Annotated in this window: 21 protein-coding genes and 1 tRNA gene; 14 read left to right on the top strand and 8 right to left on the bottom strand. The window is 69.9% G+C overall.

The annotated features are described in order from the left end of the window. Positions 1-127 precede the first annotated feature (127 nt). The 6 genes from ectB (at position 128) to LBW94_RS37955 (ending at position 7,257) form a co-directional block, all read left to right on the top strand. Complete coding sequence (gene ectB / locus LBW94_RS37930; RefSeq protein WP_225058493.1) at positions 128-1,429, top strand: diaminobutyrate--2-oxoglutarate transaminase; 1,302 nt, start codon at positions 128-130, stop codon at positions 1,427-1,429. A gap of 103 nt (positions 1,430-1,532) precedes the next feature. Beyond that, on the top strand, positions 1,533-2,342 hold the full coding sequence (locus LBW94_RS37935) for an IclR family transcriptional regulator (RefSeq protein WP_225058492.1): 810 nt from the start codon (positions 1,533-1,535) through the stop codon (positions 2,340-2,342). A gap of 138 nt (positions 2,343-2,480) precedes the next feature. Beyond that, entirely contained in the window at positions 2,481-3,602 is a 1,122-nt protein-coding gene (locus LBW94_RS37940) for a sugar ABC transporter substrate-binding protein (protein ID WP_225058491.1), read from the top strand. A 45-nt stretch (positions 3,603-3,647) separates the two neighbouring features. After that, on the top strand, positions 3,648-4,421 hold the full coding sequence (locus LBW94_RS37945) for an ATP-binding cassette domain-containing protein (protein WP_225058490.1): 774 nt from the start codon (positions 3,648-3,650) through the stop codon (positions 4,419-4,421). A gap of 16 nt (positions 4,422-4,437) precedes the next feature. Beyond that, the gene (locus LBW94_RS37950; RefSeq protein ID WP_225058489.1) at positions 4,438-5,892 is read left to right on the top strand and encodes a sugar ABC transporter permease; all 1,455 of its coding nucleotides are present in this window, start codon (positions 4,438-4,440) and stop codon (positions 5,890-5,892) included. Positions 5,893-6,099: 207 nt separating this feature from the next. Next, positions 6,100-7,257, top strand: a complete 1,158-nt coding sequence (locus tag LBW94_RS37955) for an ROK family transcriptional regulator (protein ID WP_225058488.1) — start codon at positions 6,100-6,102, stop codon at positions 7,255-7,257. A 106-nt stretch (positions 7,258-7,363) separates the two neighbouring features. Here the strand turns inward: LBW94_RS37955 and LBW94_RS37960 are convergent, their stop codons facing one another. From LBW94_RS37960 to LBW94_RS37970, 3 genes are all read right to left on the bottom strand, one after another. After that, a complete protein-coding gene (locus tag LBW94_RS37960; RefSeq protein WP_225058487.1) occupies positions 7,364-7,627 on the bottom strand; it encodes a hypothetical protein in 264 nt (87 codons plus the stop codon). Positions 7,628-7,813: 186 nt separating this feature from the next. Further along, positions 7,814-8,047, bottom strand: a complete 234-nt coding sequence (locus tag LBW94_RS37965; RefSeq protein ID WP_225058486.1) for a hypothetical protein — start codon at positions 8,045-8,047, stop codon at positions 7,814-7,816. Between the two features lie 77 nt (positions 8,048-8,124). Continuing rightward, the gene (locus LBW94_RS37970) at positions 8,125-8,943 is read right to left on the bottom strand and encodes a hypothetical protein (protein ID WP_225058485.1); all 819 of its coding nucleotides are present in this window, start codon (positions 8,941-8,943) and stop codon (positions 8,125-8,127) included. Between the two features lie 220 nt (positions 8,944-9,163). Between LBW94_RS37970 and LBW94_RS37975 the strand changes: the two genes are divergently transcribed. The 3 genes from LBW94_RS37975 to LBW94_RS37985 all read left to right on the top strand — a co-directional run bounded on the left by LBW94_RS37975 (position 9,164) and on the right by LBW94_RS37985 (position 14,269). Continuing rightward, a complete protein-coding gene (locus tag LBW94_RS37975) occupies positions 9,164-9,925 on the top strand; it encodes a response regulator transcription factor (protein ID WP_323138031.1) in 762 nt (253 codons plus the stop codon). Next, positions 9,903-12,035, top strand: coding sequence for a sensor histidine kinase (locus LBW94_RS37980; RefSeq protein ID WP_225058484.1), 2,133 nt, complete (start codon positions 9,903-9,905; stop codon positions 12,033-12,035). The genes LBW94_RS37975 and LBW94_RS37980 overlap by 23 nt, the downstream gene beginning before the upstream one ends. Positions 12,036-12,109: 74 nt before the next feature. Further along, a complete protein-coding gene (locus LBW94_RS37985) occupies positions 12,110-14,269 on the top strand; it encodes an ArnT family glycosyltransferase (RefSeq protein WP_225058483.1) in 2,160 nt (719 codons plus the stop codon). A gap of 60 nt (positions 14,270-14,329) precedes the next feature. On the opposite strand, the gene LBW94_RS37990 is transcribed toward LBW94_RS37985, so the two are convergent. Further along, positions 14,330-14,402: transfer RNA gene (locus tag LBW94_RS37990), tRNA-Gly, on the bottom strand. Between the two features lie 155 nt (positions 14,403-14,557). Between LBW94_RS37990 and LBW94_RS37995 the strand changes: the two genes are divergently transcribed. Next, a complete protein-coding gene (locus LBW94_RS37995; RefSeq protein WP_225058482.1) occupies positions 14,558-16,672 on the top strand; it encodes a glycosyltransferase family 39 protein in 2,115 nt (704 codons plus the stop codon). A 70-nt stretch (positions 16,673-16,742) separates the two neighbouring features. Here LBW94_RS37995 and LBW94_RS38000 read toward each other — a convergent pair whose 3' ends face one another. Next, a complete protein-coding gene (locus LBW94_RS38000) occupies positions 16,743-16,988 on the bottom strand; it encodes a hypothetical protein (RefSeq protein ID WP_225058481.1) in 246 nt (81 codons plus the stop codon). 364 nt (positions 16,989-17,352) lie between these two features. On the opposite strand from LBW94_RS38000, the gene LBW94_RS38005 reads away from it, so the two are divergent. Next, positions 17,353-18,381, top strand: a complete 1,029-nt coding sequence (locus tag LBW94_RS38005) for an alpha/beta hydrolase (RefSeq protein WP_225058605.1) — start codon at positions 17,353-17,355, stop codon at positions 18,379-18,381. Between the two features lie 75 nt (positions 18,382-18,456). Here the strand turns inward: LBW94_RS38005 and LBW94_RS44305 are convergent, their stop codons facing one another. Continuing rightward, complete coding sequence (locus tag LBW94_RS44305) at positions 18,457-18,630, bottom strand: hypothetical protein (protein ID WP_323138032.1); 174 nt, start codon at positions 18,628-18,630, stop codon at positions 18,457-18,459. A gap of 166 nt (positions 18,631-18,796) precedes the next feature. Beyond that, positions 18,797-18,934, bottom strand: a complete 138-nt coding sequence (locus LBW94_RS38015; RefSeq protein ID WP_225058480.1) for a hypothetical protein — start codon at positions 18,932-18,934, stop codon at positions 18,797-18,799. A 356-nt stretch (positions 18,935-19,290) separates the two neighbouring features. Here LBW94_RS38015 and LBW94_RS38020 point away from each other — a divergent pair, with 356 nt between their 5' ends. Both LBW94_RS38020 and LBW94_RS38025 read left to right on the top strand, forming a co-directional pair. Then, a complete protein-coding gene (locus LBW94_RS38020) occupies positions 19,291-19,899 on the top strand; it encodes a TetR/AcrR family transcriptional regulator (RefSeq protein WP_225058479.1) in 609 nt (202 codons plus the stop codon). Positions 19,900-19,988: 89 nt separating this feature from the next. Continuing rightward, on the top strand, positions 19,989-20,195 hold the full coding sequence (locus tag LBW94_RS38025) for a hypothetical protein (protein WP_225058478.1): 207 nt from the start codon (positions 19,989-19,991) through the stop codon (positions 20,193-20,195). A gap of 161 nt (positions 20,196-20,356) precedes the next feature. Here the strand turns inward: LBW94_RS38025 and LBW94_RS38030 are convergent, their stop codons facing one another. Beyond that, positions 20,357-20,821 carry a MarR family winged helix-turn-helix transcriptional regulator gene (locus LBW94_RS38030; RefSeq protein ID WP_225058477.1) on the bottom strand — a complete coding sequence of 155 codons (465 nt, stop codon included), beginning with the start codon at positions 20,819-20,821 and terminating at the stop codon, positions 20,357-20,359. 117 nt (positions 20,822-20,938) lie between these two features. Between LBW94_RS38030 and LBW94_RS38035 the strand changes: the two genes are divergently transcribed. Next, positions 20,939-21,847, top strand: a complete 909-nt coding sequence (locus LBW94_RS38035) for an MBL fold metallo-hydrolase (protein WP_225058476.1) — start codon at positions 20,939-20,941, stop codon at positions 21,845-21,847. Positions 21,848-21,854: the final 7 nt, after the last annotated feature.

Below are 21,854 nucleotides of genomic sequence, written 5' to 3' on the forward strand. Positions count from 1 at the left end.
GGTTGCCGGGGTGCGATCCTGGCGGTTCGCCGAAACTCTTGTGGGCATGCCCGGTTCGATGTTAGAAACAGGTACATTTCAGATTATTGGGGGCCGGGCCCCGGCTCCCGCTCGGCGAAGGGCCGCCATGACCACAGTCTTCGAAGCACTCGAATCGAACGTGCGCAGTTACTGCCGGGCGTGGCCGACGGTCTTCGACACCGCGCGCGGCGCCTGGTTGCGCGACGAGAACGGCCGGGAATACCTGGACTTTTTCGCCGGAGCCGGTGCGCTGAACTACGGCCACAACAACCCGGTGCTGAAATCGGCCCTGCTGGAGTACCTGTCCGGCGACGGCGTCACCCACGCACTGGACATGTCCACCACCGCCAAACGCGATCTGCTGATCGCGTTGCGCGATCTGGTGCTGGCGCCGCGCGGGCTGGACTACAAGGTGCAGTTCCCGGGACCGACCGGGGCGAACGCGGTCGAGGCGGCACTGAAGCTGGCGCGCAAGGTGACCGGCCGCACCGCGATCTGGAACTTCACCAACTCCTTTCACGGCGTGAGCCTCGGCGCCCTGGCCGTCACCGGCAACGCCGCCAAGCGCGCCGCCGCCGGAGTGCCGCTGGCCCATGCCGTCCCGATGCCCTACGACGGCTACCTCGGCGCCGACCCCGAGGCGGGCCCGGCCTGGATGCGGAGGGTGCTCGACGACGCCGCCTCCGGTCTGGACAAACCCGCCGCGGTGATCGTGGAGACCGTGCAGGGTGAGGGCGGGGTGAATGTGGCCAGTACGCGCTGGCTGCGGGCGCTGGCCGAATTGTGCTCGGCCCGAGGCATTCTGCTGATCGTCGACGATGTGCAGATGGGCTGCGGACGGACCGGCCCGTTCTTCTCGTTCGAGGCGGCCGGGATCACCCCCGACATCGTGACGCTGTCCAAATCCATCGGCGGGTACGGGCTGCCGATGGCGCTGGTGCTGCTGCGGCCGGAATGGGACCAGTGGGCGCCGGGGGAGCACAACGGTACCTTCCGTGGCAACAATCCGGCGTTCGTCACCGCGCGGGCGGCGCTCGAGCATTTCTGGACCGGCGCGGGCCTGACCGCCTCCACCCAGCGGCTGGGGGAACGGGTGCACACCGCGCTCACCGAACTCGCCGGTCGGTACCCTGGCGTGTCGGCGCGCGGCCGCGGCCTGGTGCACGGGCTGGCCTTCGCGGATGTGTCGGTGGCGGGCAAGGTTTCCCGGCTGGCCTTCGAACGGGGGCTGCTCGTCGAGACCTCCGGCTCCGACGAAGAGGTGGTCAAACTGCTGCCGCCGCTGACCGTCACCGACGACGAACTGACCCACGGCCTGACGGTACTCACCGCGGTCGTGGACGAGATCTGCGCAGGCCGATCGGCGGTCACCGAGACCGCCGCGGCGGGGTTCACAGGTGGCAGCTAGGTTCGCCACAGCTGGAAGAGAAGCTGCTCGGGCACAGTCGGCAGGCCGCGGCAGTGTGCCGGGCAACCGCTTCGCATCCGGCTCGGCTGAAGGACTCGCTCTCATGGCCAGATACTCCAATGGTGAATCCGTGCTCTCCCGGCTGGCTCGGTTGTTCGACGCATTCGGACCGGAAACCCGGTCGTCGACGGTGTCGGAGCTGTCCGAGCGCACCGGAATCCCGCTGCCGACGGTGTCCCGCATGGTCGCCGAGCTGGTCGAGCGCGGCTGGTTGCAGCGCGATGCGGAGCGGCGGGTGTGGATCGGCGTGCGGATGTGGGAGATGGTCAGCCGCGCCGCGCCGATGCGGGAGCTGTCCCGGACCGCGATGCCGTTCATGACCGAACTGCACGCCCGCATCGGCCAGCACGTCCACCTCGGCGTCCGCGAGGGGCACGAGGTGCTGATCGTCGAGCAGCTCTCGGCGCCGATCGCGGTGCGCAGCCTGATCTCGACCGCGAGCCGGTTGCCGCTGCACGCCTCGGCGCCCGGTCTGGTGCTGCTCGCCCACGCATCGGCCGATGTGCAGGAATCCGTGCTGGCCGAACCGTTGCGGGGTTACACCCCGCACACCGTCACCGATCCGCGCGCGCTGCGGATGGTGCTGAGCCGGGTGCGCCGGGCCGGCGCGGCGTACTGCCCGGGACTGATCGATCCGATCGCCACCTCGATCGCCGTGCCGTTGCGGGCCGCCGACGGTCAGGTGATGGCGTCGTTGTCGGTGGTATTGCCGAATACCGAGGCCGCCATGGCCGTAATGCCCGCGGTGCGGGCCGCCGGGTTGCGCATCTGCCGGGCGCTGGCCGATCGCCGGGTGTCGGAACTGGCTGTGCTGACGGAGGATCCGCGCCCCCTGCGCACCGGCACATTGTGAGCTGGACCACACTGTTGCATAATTGTGATGTCCGTTTCGGCGTCGGTCGCATATGTTGTTGGCTACAACATAATGGCCGGCGTCACTCCCGTACCCGACGGGCCGGCGTTTCGGTCGCCAGTTCGAAAGGTGCATCTGATGAGGACGAAAGCGCTCGGCGTCGTTGCCGTGGCCCTGGCCGGTCTGCTGACCATGACCGCGTGTGGTTCCAACTCCTCCTCCGGTAGCAGCTCCTCCAGCGGTGGTTCCGGTGGCGGTGGCGGGAACGGCACCGTCGGTGTCATCCTGCCGGAGACGGCGACCTCGGCCCGCTGGGAGGGCTTCGACCGCCCGATGCTGCAGAAGGCGTTCAAGGCACAGGGCTTCGACGCCGACATCCAGAACGCCCAGGGTGATGTGCAGAAGTTCAGCAGCCTCGCCGACGGCATGATCGCCAAGGGCGTGAAGGTCCTCGTCATCGCTTCGATCAACAGCGAGGTCGGCACCGCGGTCGCCAACAAGGCGAAGAAGGCCGGCATCCCGACCATCGACTACGACCGGCTCAACCTCGGCGGCTCCTCGGACTACTACGTGTCCTTCGACAACGTCGGCGTCGGCCAGTTGCAGGGCCAGGGCCTGGCGACCGCGCTGAAGGACAACCGCGGCGCCCAGGTGATCGAGATCGAGGGCGCGCCGACCGACAACAACGCCACCCTGTTCCACGACGGACAGGAAAAGGTGCTCAAGCCGCTCTACGATTCCGGCGCGCTGAAGCTGGTGCACAGCCAGCCGATCGACGAATGGGACAATCAGAAGGGCGGCCAGGTCTTCGAGCAGCTGCTCACCGGTAACGGCGGCAAGGTCGACGGCGTCGTCGCCGCCAACGACGGCCTGGCCGGCGCCATCATCACCGTGCTGAAGAAGAACGGCCTCAACGGCAAGGTGCCGGTCACCGGCCAGGACGCCACCGCCGACGGGCTCAGGGCGATCCTGCGCGGCGACCAGTACATGACGGTGTTCAAGCCGATCCAGGACGAGGCCGACGCGGCCGCGAAACTGGCCGCCGCCCTGGTCAAGGGCGACAAGGCGGGCGCCGACGCGCTGGCCACCGCGGTCAGCAAGGACACCAAGGGCAACCGCGACGTGAAGTCGGTGCTGCTGACCCCGCACCTGGTCACCAAGGCCGAGGTCAAACAGGTCGTCGACCAGGGCTACATCAAGGCCTCCGAGCTGTGCTCCGGGGACGTGTCCGCCGCCTGCGGTCAGCTCGGGATCTCCTGAGCCGCAACGCATCCGGCTTTCGGTATCCCGGCCTCGAGGAAGATCATGAGCGAACCGCTGTTGCAGATCACCGGGCTCAACAAGAGTTTCGGTGCCGTCCACGTCCTGCACGACGTCGAATTCACCGCTCCCGCAGGGGAGGTCACCGCACTGGTGGGTGACAACGGCGCCGGCAAGTCGACCCTGGTGAAATGCATCGCCGGTATCCACCCCGCCGATTCCGGCACCATCCGGTTCAACGGGGCCGAGGTACAGATGCGCGGGCCGAAGGACGCGTCGGCGCTGGGTATCGAGGTCGTCTACCAGGATCTCGCCCTGGCCGACAACCTCGACATCGTGCAGAACATGTTCCTCGGCCGGGAACGCGGCAAGCCGTGGTTCCTGGACGAGGCCAACATGGAGGACGCGGCCCGGCGCACCCTCGCCTCGCTGTCGGTGCGCACGGTGAAATCCGTGCGCACGCCGGTGTCCGCACTGTCGGGCGGACAGCGGCAGACCGTCGCGATCGCGAAAGCGGTGCTGTGGAACAGCAATCTGGTGCTCCTCGACGAACCGACCGCGGCGCTCGGCGTCGCCCAGACCCGGCAGGTGCTGGATCTGGTGCGGCGCCTGGCCGAACAGGGCCTGGGCGTGGTGCTGATCAGCCACAACCTCGCCGACGTGTTCGAGGTCGCCGACCGGATCGCGGTGCTGTACCTGGGACGGATGGCGGCGCAGGTCCGCACCGCCGATGTCACCCAGAACCAGGTCGTGGAACTGATCACCGCGGGACGCTCCGGCGAACTGGGCCTGGCCCGGCCCGAGTCCGCGGTGCTGTAGCAGGAAAGACAGTGTGATGACACAAGTTTCGGCCACGGGCTCGAACACCAACGGAACGCCGGCGGAGCATGCCGGAACCGACCAGGCGATCGCCGATTTCGGCATCGACACCACCACCGTGTCCACGGCGGAGGCCGTGCGCGCCTATCTCGCCCGAGTGAGGGGCGGCGAGATCGGCTCGCTGCCGGCGATTCTGGGGCTGGTGGTGCTGATCGTGCTGTTCAGCCTGCTGTCGGATGTGTTCTTCTCGCTGAACAACATCGCCAACCTGCTGGCACAAGGCGCGGGCCAGACCATCATCGCGATGGGCATCGTGTACGTCCTGCTGCTCGGCGAGATCGACCTGTCCGCCGGCACCGCGTCCGGCGTGGCCGGCGCGGTGCTGGCCATGCACTTCGTCGACAACGGAAATCTGTTGTCTGGCATGGGCAATACCGTCTTCGTCATCTTCAACGCGCTGCTGGTGCTGGCGGCGGTGCTGGCCGGGTGGCTGCGGATCTGGCCGGGTGTGGCGATGTCGCTGCTGGGAATCGTGCTGACCGTGTGCGGATTTCATGCCAATCCGTGGATCGAGATGCTGCTGGCGGTGTGTGTGGGCACCGCGATCGGCTGCATCACCGGCTTCCTGATCGCCCGCATCGGGATGCCGTCGTTCGTGGTGACGCTGGCGCTGTTCCTGGCCTGGCAGGGCGCCATCCTGCAACTGATCGGGCAGGGCGGCGTGCTGGGCATCAGCTCCTCGCACGTGCTGGACGAGGTCGCCAACGGGAATCTGTCGGTGACGGGCAGCTGGGTGTTGTTCGTGGTGGCCGCCGGTGGTTATGCCGCGGTCACCCTGATCGGGCACTTCCGCAGGCGGGCAAAGGGTCTGGTGACGCAGCCGACGGTGCTGGTGGTGGCCAAGGTGTCGGCGGTGGGCGTGCTCGCCGCGGTGGCCACGGCGCTGCTGTCGGTGAATCGCTCACCCAGCGCGCTGATCCGGATCTCCGGGGTGCCGTACGTGGTGCCGATCGTGCTGGTGCTGCTGGTGGTCGGCACATATGTGCTCAACCGCACCACCTACGGCCGTCATCTCTACGCCACCGGCGGCAACAACGAGGCGGCGCGGCGGGCCGGTATCAACGTGGTGCAGTTGCGCGCCAGCGCTTTCGTGATCTGCTCCGGCGTCGCGGCGGTCGGCGCGATCGTCTACTCGTCCAAGGTGGGTTCGGTGGATCCGCAGGCCGGTGGGCTGAACACGCTGTTGTTCGCGGTGGGCGCGGCGGTGATCGGCGGTACCTCGCTGTTCGGCGGCCGCGGCCGGGTGGCCGACGCGGTGATCGGCGGTGCGGTGCTCGCGGTGGTGTCCAACGGGCTCGGGCTGTTGCGGCAGCCGGCGGCGGTGGTCTCGATCGTCACCGGATTGGTGTTGTTGCTGGCGGCCACGGTCGACGCGCTGTCACGACGGCGGGCCGCGGCTGCCGGGCGATGAGGGTGTGGACGGCGGGACGGCCGGATGCGGCGGGCGGCGATTGCCGTACCGTGCCGAATCCGGCCGTCCCGGTCGTTCGGCTGCGTTGTCCCGGTGGTGTTTTCGCTTCCGCGACGGCGCGACGCGACCGGTCGGTTCGGCGCGAAACCGGTGCTCGCGGCGGTGGCGGTGGTGAGATGAGGGGCCCGCAGTGCTATTGATGAGGCCATGACCGTCGCCCGTCCGGACGAGGTGCGCCGTTTCAACCGAGCCAGTCTGCTGCGCCTGTTGCACGTGGACGGCCCGGCGACGCGTGCTGCGCTGGCAACGGAATTGGGCCTGAACCGGTCCACGATCAAGATGCTGGTGGACGGGCTGGCCACCGACGGCGTGGTGGAGGAGCGGGTGCCGCGGCTGGCACAGGGTGCGGGCCGGCCGTCGCTGCTGGTACTGCCGCAGGCGCAGTCGGTGGTGGTGCTCGCCGCCGACGTGCAGGTGGAGCATGCCGGGGTCGCGCTGGTCGGGCTCGGCGGTCAGATCCTCGGCCGCAACAGCTGGAATCTGCACGGGCGGCAACGTGATCCGGAGGAGGTCGTGACCCACGTGGCCGAATCGGCCGCGCTGCTGGTCAGCGACCTGGGTGTGCGGCCGGTGGCCGCGGGCATCTCGGTGCCGGGCGTGGTACGCCGCGCCGACGGGCTGGTGCACGACGCGTCGAATCTCGGCTGGACGGAAGTTCCACTGGGCGAACGGATGCGCACCGCGCTCGGGGTACCGGTGGTGGTGGGCAACGACGCCGAATTCGGCGCGCTGGCCGAATATGTGCGCGGGGTCGGCCGCGGCGCCTCGGACGCGGTGTTCGTCTCCGCCGACGTGGGTGTCGGCGGCGGCATCATCGCGCAGGGCGGGCTGCTGCGTGGTTCGGCCGGCTACCTCGGTGAGATCGGGCATATGACCGTGCATCCCGGGGGCCGGCGCTGCCACTGCGGCAACGAGGGCTGCTGGGAGACCGAGGTCGGCGAGGCGGCGCTGCGGCGCGCGCTCGGCCTGGACGCGGCCGCCCCGCGCGGTGCGATCGTCGCGGAAATGCGGCAGCTGCAACGAGATTCCGACCCGGTCGGGCGGCTCGGCGAATACCTCGACTGGCTGATCCTGGGACTGGTCAACGTGGTCAACATCCTCGGCCCCGAACTGGTGGTGCTCGGCGACCTGTTCACCACCCTGCCCGCCGCCGTCGTGACCCACGCCGAACAGGAAGTGCACCGGCGCAGCATGATCAGCCGGGCCATCGGCGGCGTGCGCATCGAGAAGTCCTCCCTCGGAGCCGATCTCAAGATCCTCGGCGCGGCCGAGGCGGCCTTCGAGGACGTCCTCACCGCGGTGTGAGCCCGCACCTCGTCCGCGAGTCGGCCCGGCTCCCGGCGCCGCCCCGCCACCGCAGCGCCGAACAGCCCTGCGCCACCGGGGCACAGGGCTGTTCGTCGAGGGTCGGCTACTGGCCGGGCGGCGGCGGGCATCCCGGCGGCGGGCCCTGCGGATCACCCGGCGGGGGACCTTGCGGAGCACCGGGTGGGGGACCCTGCGGAGCACCCGGCGGCGGGCCCTGCCCGTCACCGGGTGGCGGCGGGCACTGCCCCTGCGGCGGCGGGCCGCCGGGGCCGGGATCGGCGTTTGCGACAGCGGCGCCGAAGCCCAGCGCACTGAGCAAGACGCCACCGGCGACGACGGTCTTCACCAACTTCGCCTTCACAGCCATATACGTCCTCTCCTCGATCGGACCGGGTCCGAGTCCGCCGGCCGACCACTGTCGACCGGCGAATCCAGTGTGTTAGCGGGATGTCGGCCGATGGTTGGTACCGGCTGTGGACCGGTTATGAGCCCCGGTGAATCCTGTGGCCAGCGGTGCGGGCCGTCCCGGCTGTATGAAACGTGGTGCTGCGAATCAGAACTCGAGTTCGGTCCACGAAATGTCGAGGGGGAAGGGGAAATCGACTGTGATGCCATCGGTATCGGCGCTGCACCACTCGCCCGCGAGGACAGAGAAGGCGGGATGCAGCGGCGTGACTCCGGCAGGCAGATCCTTCGGCCCGTGCCCGAGCGCCCAGGCCCGCACGATCGCGATGCGTCGAGGGTCACGGCCGATCTGGACTTCCCAGTACCCGGTAGTGGTCACCATGACCGCTGGTCACGACGTTTCCGGCTGACGCACCCGTTGCGGTGTGCGGTGCGCCGGTCGATCGCGGACGGGCCGGCTCAGCCGGCGGCCATGGGCTGGCCGCCCGGCGGCAGGGTCTGGCCGTTGCTGTTGAATTGGCCTGGGCCGCCGCCGTTTCGGCCGCCGGGGCCGCCGAATCCGCCCTGGCCGCCCGGCCCGCCTTGCCCGCCGAACCGGCCGCCGGAGTCGGCCAGGCCGCCGGTTCCGGTGCGGCGGCCGGTGCCGCCGCCGGTGGCCGTGCTCTCGGAAATGGTGGTGGCGATGGCCGTATCGCCGGACTGGGTGGCGAGGATACGGACGGTGTCGCCTACCTTGACCGCGGAGGCGCCGGTGGTGGCGGCGACGATCGTATAGGTGTGGGTGTAGTCGTCGGTGCTCTTGGCGGTGATCGAATCGGCGGAGACGGCGGTCACCGTGCCGAGCTGGGTCAGTTCGGTCATGTAGCCGTTGCTGCCGTCGGCGATCGTGAACTGGCCGTGCAGGGCGGCGGCCGGGCCCGCGCCGGCGCGGCCGGTCTCGGCCCGACCGTCGGCGCCCTGCCCGCCGCGCTGGGACTGACCGCCGGGACCGCCGTTCACGGCCATCCCGGGGCCGCCAGCCGGGCGATGCTCGCCGGAGGAGTGGCCGGAGGCGGCGTAGATCACGCCCGCGCCGCCCGCGGCGATCACGGCCGCGATGCCGACGGCGGCCAGGGACTTCCTCGTGGTCCACGGCGAGGGCGCCTGCTGCGGCGCACCCCAGGCCTGCTGGTCGAACGGCGGCGGCGCGGCGATCGGCTCGGTCGGGTGGGTACGGTCGTACTCCGGGGTGCCGGGTCGGGGCTCGGGGCCGGACGGATCGGCCGGAGGCTGGGTCATGATCGGTGTGCTCCCTCGGTTGTCGGACTGTCGCGGCGGCGGCCGCGCTTGGTCCCACCGTCGGGGCCGAAGCTTCGGGGGCGCTGTGCCGGTAGTCCGGGTTGACTGTGCGCGCCTGAGGGTTCGCTGTGCGTGTGGCATTCTGAGCTGAGCTCGATGTCACCACCAGGTATTTCACAGGTTGGGCACAGGTCCGGCCAAGCTGGCGCCGAGCTCGCACATGAAGGATGTCCCGGTGCCCACGAGCAGTACCAACACCCAGACCGAACGAACCGTGATGCGCCGCGCCGACGGTAGCCCGATCAGCGTCCTCGTCGTCGACGACGAGCCCATGCTGGCGGAGATGTTGTGCATGGCCCTGCGGTACGAGGGATGGGAGACCGCGAGCGCCGGAGACGGGCGGTCGGCGATCTCGAAGGCCCGTGACCTGCGGCCGGACGTGGTGGTGCTGGACGTGATGCTGCCGGACATGACCGGCCTGGACGTGTTGCTGCGGCTGCGCAAGCACATCCCGCACCTGCCGGTGCTGCTGCTCACCGCCAAGGATTCCGTCGAGGACCGCATCGCCGGGCTGACCGCCGGTGGCGACGACTACGTCACCAAGCCGTTCAGCATCGAGGAGGTCGTGCTGCGGTTGCGCGCGCTGCTGCGGCGGACCGGCATCAGCGGTCACGACGCCGGTGTCCAACTGGTCGTCGGTGACCTGGTGCTGGACGAGGACAGTCACGAGGTGACCCGCGCCGGCGAGCCGATCCAGCTGACCTCCACCGAATTCGAACTGCTGCGCTTCTTCATGCGCAACCCGAAGCGGGTGCTGAGCAAGGCGCAGATCCTGGACCGGGTGTGGAGCTACGATTTCGGCGGCCGATCCAACATCGTGGAGCTCTACGTGTCCTATCTACGGAAGAAGATCGACAACGGCCGGGAACCGATGATCCACACCTTGCGCGGGTCCGGCTATGTGCTCAAGCCGGCCGGCTGAATCCGGTCGCCGCCGCGGATTCTGGCGGCCGCGGCACTGGTCGCTGCGCCTGCGGCTGCTGGCGGGGCAGGTGCTGCTGCTGGTCGCCGTCGTGACGGGGGTCGGTGCGGTCACCGAGATCGCGTTGCAGCAGTTCCTCGTGCATCAGCTGGACGTCCAGCTCTACGACCTGCAGAACCCGTCGCTGGTGGATGTCGGTGGCGGGCCCCGGCTGGGACCGCGGCCGACCGAGCTGCCCTGGCCGCCGGCTCCCGCCGCCGAAACCCAGACCGCGACGATCCCGCCGGTCGCATCGCCGACCGCGGCGCCGGACACTTCGTCGGAGGGCGCCGAACCGGGGTCGCCGCCGCCGGGTGGCATGCTCCGGCAGCCGCCGATCGGGGGCGAGGATTTCGGCAACGGGCCGCCCGGGCCGCCCGATCCCCCCGGCGGGTGGTCCGGTGACGATCCGCCACTCCAGACGCGCGGCGGTTCGCCGCCGGGCGGCACCGGCGGTGGCAACGGTACGGGTGGCGGCGGTACCGGTCCCGGCGCAGGCGGCGGTGGGACCGGTACTGGTGGCGGTGGTTCCGGCGCCGGCACGGGACCTGGTTCCGGCACCGGGCCGTCCGGGCCGACCGGCTTCGGCACCGGACCAGGACCGGGCGGAGTGGGTCCGGGCCTGGGCGTACCGCACGGGATGCCCGGCGGCGGCATGCGGGGCGCGAGTATGGACTCGATGTTCTCGGCCCGCACCCGGCCCGCGCAACTGTCCCCGGACCCGGAGCCCACCGATCAGCCGTCCTCGCCCCTTGCTTCCACCCCTGCCCCGACTCCGGCTCCCCGGCCCGCGCAGCAGCCGAGGGTCAGCACCGCGGGCCCGTCGTTCCTGCATCGCGGCGGCATCCAGTCCGGTTCGCTGGGCGCGATCATCAACCACGGCGTGGTCACCTCGGCCGGGCGCATCGCTGTCGACGGCACCCAGGCCGACCTGTCGGCGCTGGCGAAACGGCAGCTGGCCGAGGTGCCGGCCGACAGCGTGCCGGTGACCGTCGGTCTCGACGGCGCCGGCCGCTACCGGGTGATCGCCGATCCGACCTGGGACGGCACGGTGGTGGTCACCGGTCTGCCGATGGCGGGTGTGGACGCGATCCTGATGCGCGCGCTGGTGGTGACGGTGGTCGTCACCGCGGTCGCGCTGAGCATCTCGATCACCCTCGGCGTCTGGCTGATCCGCCGTTCGCTCAATCCGCTGACCCGGGTCGCGGTGACCGCCGCGCGGGTCGCGGACCTGCGGCTGGATCGCGGCGAGGTGGCGCTGCCGGTGCGGGTGCCCGCCGGTGATGCCGATCCTGCCACCGAGGTGGGCCGGCTCGGCGAGGCCGTCAACCGGATGCTCGATCACATCGCCGACGCGTTGTCGTCGCGGCACGCCAGCGAGACCCGGGTCCGGCAGTTCCTCGCCGACGCCAGTCACGAACTGCGCACCCCGCTGGCCGCGATCCGCGGCTACACCGAACTCGCCCAGCGCGACCGCCACGACATGTCTGCCCAGGCCGCGGACGCGATGGCCCGCGTCGACGCCGCCGCCCGCCGGATGTCGGCGCTGGTGGAGGACATGCTGCTGCTGGCCCGCCTGGACTCCGGCCGATCCCTGGAACGCGAACCGGTGGACCTGACCCAGCTGACCGTCGACGCCATCAGCGACGCCCACATCGCGGGCCGGGGCCATCGCTGGGATCTGGACCTGCCCGACGAGCCGGTGGTGGTGGCCGGGGACAGCGTCCGCCTGCATCAGGTGCTGTCGAACCTGCTCACCAACGCGCGTGTGCACACCCCGCCCGGCACGACCGTGACGGTGGGTCTCGACTTCGACGGCGACGGCGCGGTCTGGCGGGTGTGCGACGACGGGCCGGGCATCCCGAAGACCCTGCAACACGAGGTGTTCGAGCGTTTCGCCCGCGGTGACACCTCGCGGTCGCGGCAGGCGGGCAGCACCGGGCTGGGCCTGGCGATCGTCGCCGCGGTGGTGAAGGCCCACGACGGCACCATCGACGTGCACAGCGTGCCCGGCGCCACCACCTTCACCGTCCGGTTGCCCGGCCGGGCCGCCCCGGTGGCCGGGTCCTGATCGGGGCCAGGCTCCCAGCCAACACACAGCCCCGGTGCAGGCCGGGCGCATCCAGCGCCAGCAGGATCGGGAATGTGACGACGACTGTATTGGAACCCGTGACCGCGCCCGCCGGCCCGCCGCAGCCGGCCAGGGACCGCTCGGCGGTGTGGCGGCGGCTGTCGCTGGCGGCGCTGCTGGTGGCGACCGCGGCGTTGTATCTGTGGGACCTCGGCGCCGGTGGCTGGGCCAATCAGTTCTACGCCGCGGCCGTGCAGGCCGGGTCGTCGAGCTGGAAGGCGATGCTGTTCGGGTCCAGCGACGCGGCCAACGCCATCACCGTGGACAAGACACCCGGTGCGCTGTGGGTGATGGACCTCTCCGCGCGGATCTTCGGATTCAACGCGTGGAGCCTGCTGGCGCCGCAGGCCCTGGAGGGCGTCGCGGCGGTGGCCGTGCTCTACGCCGCGGTGCGGCGGGTCGGCGGGCACGGCGCCGGGCTGATCGCCGGCGCGGTGCTGGCGTCGACGCCGGTGGCGGCGTTGATGTTCCGCTACGACAACCCGGATGCCCTGCTGGTGCTGATGCTCACCGTGGCGGCCTACTGCGTGCTGCGAGCGATCGAGAAGTACGCCGCCGCCTGGTGGTTGCCGCTGGCGGGCGCCGCGGTCGGCTTCGCCTTCCTGGCCAAGATGATGCAGGCGTTCCTGGTGCTGCCCGCCTTCGCGGTGGCGTATCTGCTTGCGGCGCACGGAAGTTGGGGCAGCAAGCTGCGGCGATCGGCGGCCGCGCTGTTGGCGCTGGTGGTCTCGGCGGGCTGGTTCCTGGCGCTGGTGGCGCTGTGGCCGGCGAGTTCGCGGCCGTACATCGGTGGCTCCCAGCACAACAGCGTGCTCGAATTGGCACTGGGCTACAACGGCGTCGGCCGGATCACCGGCAACGAGACCGGCGGTCTGGGCAACACCAATTTCGATGTCGGCTGGGACCGGCTGTTCGGCGACCAGATGGGTGGTGACATCGCCTGGCTGCTGCCGGCGGCGCTGATCCTGGGCGTGGCCGGGCTGTGGGCGTTGCGCACGGCGCCGCGCACCGATGCGGCACGGGCCGCGCTGGTGCTGTGGCTGGGCTGGCTCGTCGTCACCGGTGCGGTCTTCAGCTACGCCAACGGGATTCTGCATCCCTACTACACCATCGCGCTGGCGCCCGCGATCGGCGGTGCGGCCGGTGTGGGTGCGAGCCTGATGTGGCAGCGGCGCAACGATATTCGTGCCACCGCGGTGCTGTCGGGCACGATGGTGGTGACCGTGATACTCGCCGATGTGCTGTTGCGCCGTACGCCGCAATGGAATTCGTGGCTGGTGCCGGTGGTGACGGTGGCCGGGGTGGTCGCGGCCGTGGCGCTGCTGTTCGCCGGACGGCTGGCCCGGCCGGTGGCCGCGGCGGCGGTGGTACTGGCCGTCGCGGCGGGACTGGCCGGGCCCGTGGCGTATTCGATCGCGACGGCGGCGACCAGCCACGGTGGCGCCATCCCGTCGGCGGGCCCCGGCGGCTTCGGCTTCGGCGGGCACGGGCCGGGTGGCGGTGGTGGTAACCGGAACGGCGGTGGGGCAAAGGGTTCCGGTGGTTGGCGCAACGGCGGGGGAGCGCCAGGTATGCCCGGTGGTGGTAACGCCGGATTCGGCGGCAACACCGGTGCGGGTGGTAACGCGGCGCCGGGTAACCGCGGTGCGGGCGGGACCGGTCGCGTGGGTGGCAATTCCGGTTCCGGAGGTACTGCCGCGCCGGGTAATGCCGGTGCGGGTGGGAACGCTGCGGGTGGAAATGCCGGTCCCGGTGGCGCTTCCGGTCCGGGTGGCAATGGTGGTCCGGGTGGATTCGGCGGGATGTTCGGGGAATCGTCCGCCAGTGCGCAGGTGGTCACCGCGTTGCGGGCCGATGCCGGGAACTACACCTGGGTGGCCGCCACGATCGGCTCCAACAATGCCGCCAACTATCAGCTGGCGACCCGGGATCCGGTGATGGCGATCGGCGGCTACAACGCCACCGACCCCGCGCCCACCCTGGACCAGTTCCGGAACTACGTGGCGCAGCACAAGATCCACTACTTCATCGACGGTTCGGTGATGGGCGGGATGCGAGGCGCCAACAGCGGCGGCAGTACCGCGGCGACGGAGATCTCCGCCTGGGTGAAGGCCGATTTCACCGCGCAGACGATCGACGGCGTCACCGTCTACGACCTCACCACGGGATCCTGACCGGCGGATCGGAACATGCGAGCGGCCCCGGAAGCATCGAGCTTCCGGGGCCGCTGTGTGAGCGGATGACGGGATTCGAACCCGCGACCCTCACCTTGGCAAGGTGATGCGCTACCAACTGCGCTACATCCGCGTGTCGCCTTCTGGCAACGCGAAAGAACAATAACCCACGCCCGCGTGAAACTGCGAATCCCCAGGTCGCGTGGTTCTCAGCGAACTCTCGGCGTGGACAAATCTCCGCTGCAAACGGCGGGCCGACGATGGAGTCAACCCAGGAGAGGACCTGACATGACGCTCATCGAAACCCCCGTCCGGCGGGCTGTTGCCGCCGAGCCGGCGCCGCCGCGGCCGGTGCGGCCCCGCAACCGATGGTGGTTCGGGCCGCCCGATCAACCGCGCTGGGTCCGCCCGTCGTTCTGGGGGCTGATCGTCACCAGCGCCGTGCTGTATCTGGTGGGTTTCACCCGAAATGGTTGGGGCAACGACTATTACGCGGCGGCGGTGCAGGCCGGGACGAAGAGCTGGAAGGCGCTGCTGTTCGGCGCGCTGGACGCCGGCAACTCGATCACCGTGGACAAACCGCCCGCCGCGATGTGGATGATGGGCTTGTCCGGGCGGCTGTTCGGCTTCAGTTCCTTCTCCATGCTGCTGCCCGAGGCGCTGATGGGTATCGCCTCCGTCGCCCTCGTCTACGCCACCGTGCGGCGCTGGAACGGGCCCGCCGCCGGCTTGCTGGCCGGTAGCCTGCTGGCGCTGACTCCGGTGGCCGCCTTGATGTTTCGATTCGACAACCCGGACGCACTGCTGGTGTTCCTGCTGTGCGCGGCCGCCTACTGCACCGTGCGCGCCACCGAGACCGGTAGCGGCCGCTGGCTGACCCTCACCGGGGTGGCGCTGGGCTTCGGCTTCCTGGCGAAGATGATGCAGGCGTTCCTGGTGCTGCCCGCCTTCGGCCTGGTGTTCCTGATCGCCGCGCCGATCGGGCTGTGGAAGCGGCTGGGCAAGCTGGCGCTCGCGACGGTGGCGCTGATCGTCTCCGGGGGCTGGTTCGTCGCCCTGGTCGCGCTCTGGCCGGCGGCCTCCCGGCCCTACATCGGCGGCTCCACCAGCAACAGCCTGTGGGAACTGGCCATGGACTACAACGGTCTCGGCCGGGTGTTCGGCGGGTCCGGCAATCACGGCGGTGGTGGCGGAGGCGGTGGCAGCTTCGGCGGCGGCACCGGCCTGACCCGCCTGTTCGGTGACCAGATCGGCACCGAGATCTCCTGGCTGCTGCCCGCCGCGCTGATCGGCCTGGTGGCCGGACTGTGGTTCACCCGGCGCGCCCCGCGCACCGGACGCACCCGGAGCGCGCTGGTGCTGTGGGGCGGCTGGCTGCTGGTGACCTTCGTGGTGTTCAGCTACATGCAGGGCACGATGCACCCGTACTACACGGTCGCGCTGGCCCCGGCCATCGCCGCGGTGCTGGGTATCAGCCTCACCGAATTGTGGCGTGGCCGTGGCACTATCGCCGCTCGCGTGGTGCTCGGCGTGATGCTCGCCGCCACCGGCATCTGGAACTACGTGCTGCTGGACCGCACCCCGGACTGGTATCCGGCGCTGCGCTGGATCGTGCTGATCGGTGCGATCGTGGTCGCCGCGGTGACGATCGTGGGCCTGCACCAACTGGGCCGGACGACGGTCATCGTGGCCGCGGCCGGGCTGCTGTTCGGGCTGGCGGGGTCGACCGCCTACACGATCGACACGGTGGCCACCGTGCACACCGGTTCCATCCCGTCGTCGGGCCCGAGCACCGGGCACGGTTTCGGCGGCCCCGGCGGCGGTATGGGCGCGCCGGGCGGCGGTTCCGCTGCCGGCGGCACGAAGTCCGCTGCGGGCGGCACGAACTCGGCCTCGGGCGGCGCCGACTCGGCTGCGGGCGGCACGAACTCCGCTGCGGGCACGAACTCTGCCGGGAACGGTACGAATGCGACGGCGGGCACCGCGAATGCGACCGGCTCGGGTGACGCGACCGGCGATACCGCGAACCACGGCGGCGGGTTCGGTGGCCCGGGTGGTAACAGCGACAATGCCGAGGTGCGGCAGTTGCTGACCGATTCCAGCGGGTACCGCTGGGCGGCGGCGGCCGTCGGCGCGCAGTCCACGGCGTCACTGGAGCTGAACACCGGAACCTCGGTGATGGCGATCGGCGGCTTCACCGGCAGCGACCCGTCGCCGACGCCGGCGCAGTTCCAGCAGTACGTGGCCGACGGCGACATCCACTACTTCATCGCCGGTGGTGGCATGGGCCCGGGTGGCGATTCGGGTTCGGCCGCGCAGATCAGCACGTGGGTGCAGCAGCACTACCAGGCCACGACGGTCGGTGGCACCACGGTCTACGACCTGACGGCGCCGATCTCCTGAGCCGCCCGGCCCGAGACGACACGAGGCCCGGTGCTCCGTCGCGGAGCACCGGGCCTCGTGCCGCGGTGGATCAGAAGGGCAGCGGAACCCAGGCGCCGAACAGGTTGAAACCGTGGCCCTGCTGGCCCGGCTGCCCCGGCTGCACCTGCGGCTGGGACTGGCCCGGCTGGTTCTGGGCCTGCGGCTGGTTCTGCTGGGCCGGTGCCGACTGTTCCGGCGCCGGATCGGCGAGGGCGATGCCCGCCCCCATCCCCAGGGCCGCCGCCGTCACGCCACCGGCCAAGGCGGTCCGGGCAAGCGTCGTCTTCACCTTCATGCACACGCTCCTCTTCGTCAGTTGGACGTTCACAGCTACGGATGAGCTAGGTGCCGATTGTGCCGATACGAGCCGCATATCCGGCGCAACTCGCCGAAGCGCTGGTAGCCGACGTAGCGATCTGCGTCACAAAAAGGTAACGGAAAAGCTTCGATTGCCGAATACTTGCCAGAGAGTGCCGGTAGAGGCTCGGTCCGCCGGTGCACCGAGAACGTCACACCGCACGGGTCGATTTTTCCGCCTCCGGAGTGTCTGCCGCGGCGTGTTGAAGTGAAAGGTCGACGTACAGATGCGAATGGGGAACTCCACACGGAGAGGGATGGCACCCGGATTGCGGGCCTGGGTGTACGCGGCGGTGCTGGCGATGCTGGTGCCGGTGACCACGGCGCTGGTCGGTTCGGGCACGACCCTGGTGGGTGCGGGCACCGCCGCGGCCGCGCTCGACCCGGACGGCTTCGACTTCTACGTCGATTCCGCCATGGGCCCGATCAAGTCCCGGGTGTTCCGGGCCGCCGACGGCAACACCAGCCGCGTCGTCTACGCCCTGGACGGTATGCGGGCGCGCGAGGATCTCAGCGGCTGGGAGATCAACACCGAGATCGCCCGCACTCTGACCGCCTCGAACATCAACGTCGTCATGCCGATCGGCGGCCAGTCCAGCTTCTACACCGACTGGAACGCGCCCAGCAGCTTCCTCGGCACCGGTTCCAGCAGCGGCTCCTCCGGCGGTTCCGGTAACGGCTCCTCCTCGGGGTCGTCGTCGGGCTCCGGCGGTTTGCAGCTGCTGTCGAACAAGGGGCCGGGCAAGTCCTACACCTACAAGTGGGAAACCTTCCTCACCCAGGACCTCCCGGCCGCGCTGGGGTCCCGGCTCGGCTTCGCGTCCAGCCGCAACGGCATCTTCGGCCTGTCCATGGGCGGTAGCGCCGCGCTGACCCTGGCGGCCTACCACCCGGCCCAGTTCAGCTACGCCGGTTCGCTCTCGGGCTACCTCAACCTGTCCGCGCCGGGCATGCGCGATGCGATCCGGACCGCGATGATCGACGCCGGCGGCTACAACGTCGACTCGATGGCGCCGCCGTGGGACAAGAAGTGGCTGCGGATGGATCCGTTCGTCTTCGCACCGCAGTTGATCCAGAACGGCACCCGATTGTGGGTGTCGGCCGCCAGCGGCCTGCCCGCCGCCGGTGACGGGCCCAACCTCAACACCGTCAACGGCATGGGCCTGGAGGCGCTGGCGCTGGTGAACACCCGGGCCTTCCAGGTGCGGATGAGTTCGCTGGGCGGGTCGAACGTGACCTACGACTTCCCGGGCGCGGGCATTCACGAGTGGAACAACTGGGAGGGCGAGGTCAACCGGATGCTGCCGGATCTGTCGGCGCACATCGGCTGACCGCCCGCACGGCCGTCGCGAACCTCCGCCCGCCGCATCCCCTCCGGTGCGGCGGGCGGAGGACTCGCGTGCGCCTCAGACCGGGACACCCGTGCGCACTGCCGGCCGGTCCGGGGCCACGGCCTCGTCGTCGAGTTCGGTGAAGCCGCGGCGGGCATGCCAGCGGGCCAGGCCCATGGCCACCGCATGCCGGTTGTCCGCGGCGGTGCGGCCGGATCGCGACCATTCCTCCCGCATCCGCGAGAGCACGAAAACCTCCTATTCCATGGACAATCCGTAGGCGAGGCAGACCAGCAGCGGCAGCATCGCGTAGTTGTAGGAGCCGGTGGCCACGGTGCGGTGCCCAGCCCGGCCGGGCGCCCGTCCTGGAAGATCCAGATCATCACGCCGAAGGCCGCCGTCAGCGACAGCGCGTTCATCGGCAGCAGCACTGCCGGTTCAGTTCGTACTGGGCGATCGCCTCGCCACCGGCTCGGACCGTGACGCCGTCGCGGTCGCGGTCGCCGACCAATCCGGCGGACATGTCGTGGGCGCGGCGCATCGCGGTCGTCACCGGCCACCTGCGCCACCACCAGCGCGGTGGTGCGGTCGTGGCCGAGGAGTGATCCGGCGAACTGTGGCACCGTATCCCCCGGCGAGCAGTTTCGTGGTGACGGGGAGTCCGAATGCCGCCGCTGCCACGAACAATGCGAATACCACCATGGCGACGCGGCGCGGCGACCGCAGGGGGAGTTCGGCCGCTTTCGTCGGCACGGCATTCCCTTTCCGGGGCGGTGGCGGCTGCTGCGACGTGGGGATCGTCTGCGCGCCGGCCCGGGCGCCGATGCAGGTTCCGCGCAGAACTCATACTCGGAGTATGTGAGATTACTCAGTGCAGGTCAATGCTCGACCGATGGGTATGCTTGAGCGGTGTCGAACGTCAAGAGTCGTCGCGAGCTCTACTCCGAGGCCACCCGGGAAGCGCTGCTCGACGAGGCCACCCGGTTGTTCGCCGAGAAGGGGTTCGCCGATACCTCGCTCGACGAGATCGCGACAGCCGGCCTGCTCACCCGGGGTGCGGTGTATCACCACTTCGCAAGCAAGAAGGCGCTTTTCGAAGCGGTGCTGGATCGGCTCGGTACCGCGGTCGTGCAGCGCGTCGTCCTGGTGGCGGCGCAATTCCAGGAGCCGATGGCTGCGGCCACGGCGGCGCTGGACGCATTCCTCACCGAATCGTGCGATCCGGTGTACGGGAAACTGGTCTGGCAGGAGGGGCCGCTCGCGCTGGGCTGGGAGGGCTGGCGCCGCTGCGAGCACGAACATTCGTACGCCCTGGTGGAGTCGTTCGTCATGGCGTTGATGGAGAGCGAATACCTGGAGCGGAAAGCCGAGACCACCACGATCCGGTTGTTCTACGAGATGATCGGCGGCGCCGGCCTCGCGATCGCCGAGGCGGATCCGGCCGACAAGGAGCGGGTTCGCGCGGAGTGCTCGGACGTGTTGCTCCGATTGCTGGCGGGACTGCGCCGCACCGCCTGAACCGCGACACATTACGCTGCGGCGCAACGCGTTTCGTGGTAGCGGGGGGTGGGTGCGGTACTGTTTTCAGGAGAAGACAGGAGCTGCCCGTGGTGAGCCGTTGGTTATCGTTGTTGGTCTTCGTCTGGCTCGTCGTCGGCCTGGTCGCCGCGTTACAGCGCGGATACCTCACCCATCCGTCCGAGAGCTGCCTCGATTTCGCGACCATTCTGGTGAATGTGGCTGCGGGGCCGCTGAATTACCTTGGTCTCGATCCCAAGGTGTCGGATTGCGTGCTGCCGCAGCCGAGTAGATGATCACCACATAGTGACTGCGGCGATGCTGCGCTTCGCGGCTGCGGTGCGGCGGCACCGCGACGAGGCCGGAGTGGGACGTTCGACGGCACCGAGGTCGAATTCGTCCCGGCGGCAGTCACTTCCGTGCCGGGTGGGGCGCCGGACCGAGACCGCCGCCACCGTCACTGCGGCCGGGCGCCGGCGCGCGGGCCGGTGACCGCGCGTTGCAGCAGGCGGTACAGCGTAAGTTGTTCGTCGTGGCTGAGCAGTTGCAGCGGTGAGTCCTGGACCAGCAGGGCCAGCAGTTTCGCGCGCAGGGCAAGGCCGTCGGCGGTCAGTTCGAGCTGTTTGGTGCGCCGGTCGCGGGGGCTGGGGCGGCGTTCGACGAGGTTCTTCTCCTCGAGGCGGTCGACCACGAAGGTGGCGTTGGAGGGTTCGCAGCTCATCCGGTCGGCCAGTTCCCGCATCGTCATGGGGCCGTTCAATTCCCGCAGGGCCACCGCCTGGGCGGCGGTGAGGCCGAGCGTGCCGGCGTGATCACGCACGTGCGCCTCGATCTGCCGGGCCATCGCGTTGACCAGCCCGCACAGCTCCCGTTCCGAGGTGTCCGGCTCGGTGTCGGATGCTCGTGTGTTGCCCTCGCCCATCGGGCCAGCATAGACCGATTTCGAGCTGAAACTATTGCAACTTGAATGGTTATAGCTTTAATGTTCTGTCGTGGATCGACCACGTATTCATCGTTCCGACAGCCGAGGTGCGCGACCATGACCACTGACATTCCTTCCGCGACAAGCGATTCCGTGCTCGACCGGGCGCGGTGGCGACGCCCCGCGAGCACCCGGTCGATCCGGCTGGGTGAGCTGACCATCACGTATGTGCCGGACGGTGCGGTCGGGCTGAAACCGCGTGGGTGGCTGCCGGATTCCACCGGCGACGACTGGCGGGCGCATGCCGATCACCTCGACGAGCGCGGCCTGCTCCCCGCCGGAATCGGTGGTCTGCTGGTCGAATACGGGGAGCGGGCATTGCTGATCGATGCCGGGATCGGGCCGGTCGCGGCGCCGGACGATCCGGCGAATGCGGAGATCGGGCCGATCGGTGGTGGTGCGCTGCCGGACAATCTCGCCGGGCTCGGCCGCGCGGCCGGCCGCATCGAGGCCGTCGCGTTCACGCATCTGCACGTCGACCACATCGGCTGGGCGCATCGGTCGCTGCCCGATGGGTCGTCCGCCTTCGGTGCGGCGGAATATCTTGTGGTGCAGCGGGAATGGGATGGCCGGGAGCCGGGCGCGAACGGCGTGCCCGCGACGGCGTTCGACACCATGGCGCCGCGGCTGCGGATCGTGCCGGACGGGGCGGAGATCTTTCCCGGGGTGCACGCGGTGGAACTCGCCGGGCACACGATCGGGCACACCGGATTCTCGATCTCCTCGGGCGGGCAACGATTGCTGGCCTTCGGCGATGCCCTGCACACGCCGTTGCAGATTCGCCACCCGCACTGGTCCGCGGTCGTCGATCGCGACCCCGTCGCGGCGGCGGAGGTGCGCAGGCGAGTGATCGACGACCTGGCCGACACCGGTGATCTGGCCTTCGGTATCCATTTCGCGGATGTGGCGTTCGGCACCGTCACCCGGGACGGCGACGGTGTCGCGCAGTGGATCCCGCTGCCCTGAAACACTT

The sequence above is a fragment of the Nocardia sp. alder85J genome (assembly GCF_020176955.2).
Classification (GTDB): Bacteria; Actinomycetota; Actinomycetes; order Mycobacteriales; family Mycobacteriaceae; genus Nocardia.

Coding starts and splice junctions, on each gene's coding strand:
- LBW94_RS38030 (WP_225058477.1), bottom strand. CDS start 20,821: ATGGGCGAGGGCAACACACGAGCATCCGACACCGAGCCGGACACCTCG.
- LBW94_RS37965 (WP_225058486.1), bottom strand. CDS start 8,047: ATGGTGACCACTACCGGGTACTGGGAAGTCCAGATCGGCCGTGACCCT.
- LBW94_RS37950 (WP_225058489.1), top strand. CDS start 4,438: ATGACACAAGTTTCGGCCACGGGCTCGAACACCAACGGAACGCCGGCG.
- LBW94_RS37945 (WP_225058490.1), top strand. CDS start 3,648: ATGAGCGAACCGCTGTTGCAGATCACCGGGCTCAACAAGAGTTTCGGT.
- LBW94_RS37970 (WP_225058485.1), bottom strand. CDS start 8,943: ATGACCCAGCCTCCGGCCGATCCGTCCGGCCCCGAGCCCCGACCCGGC.
- LBW94_RS38000 (WP_225058481.1), bottom strand. CDS start 16,988: ATGAAGGTGAAGACGACGCTTGCCCGGACCGCCTTGGCCGGTGGCGTG.
- LBW94_RS37935 (WP_225058492.1), top strand. CDS start 1,533: ATGGCCAGATACTCCAATGGTGAATCCGTGCTCTCCCGGCTGGCTCGG.
- LBW94_RS37940 (WP_225058491.1), top strand. CDS start 2,481: ATGAGGACGAAAGCGCTCGGCGTCGTTGCCGTGGCCCTGGCCGGTCTG.
- LBW94_RS38035 (WP_225058476.1), top strand. CDS start 20,939: ATGACCACTGACATTCCTTCCGCGACAAGCGATTCCGTGCTCGACCGG.
- LBW94_RS37975 (WP_323138031.1), top strand. CDS start 9,164: ATGAAGGATGTCCCGGTGCCCACGAGCAGTACCAACACCCAGACCGAA.
- LBW94_RS37980 (WP_225058484.1), top strand. CDS start 9,903: ATGTGCTCAAGCCGGCCGGCTGAATCCGGTCGCCGCCGCGGATTCTGG.
- LBW94_RS37960 (WP_225058487.1), bottom strand. CDS start 7,627: ATGGCTGTGAAGGCGAAGTTGGTGAAGACCGTCGTCGCCGGTGGCGTC.
- LBW94_RS37955 (WP_225058488.1), top strand. CDS start 6,100: ATGACCGTCGCCCGTCCGGACGAGGTGCGCCGTTTCAACCGAGCCAGT.
- LBW94_RS38005 (WP_225058605.1), top strand. CDS start 17,353: ATGCTGGTGCCGGTGACCACGGCGCTGGTCGGTTCGGGCACGACCCTG.
- ectB (WP_225058493.1), top strand. CDS start 128: ATGACCACAGTCTTCGAAGCACTCGAATCGAACGTGCGCAGTTACTGC.
- LBW94_RS37995 (WP_225058482.1), top strand. CDS start 14,558: ATGACGCTCATCGAAACCCCCGTCCGGCGGGCTGTTGCCGCCGAGCCG.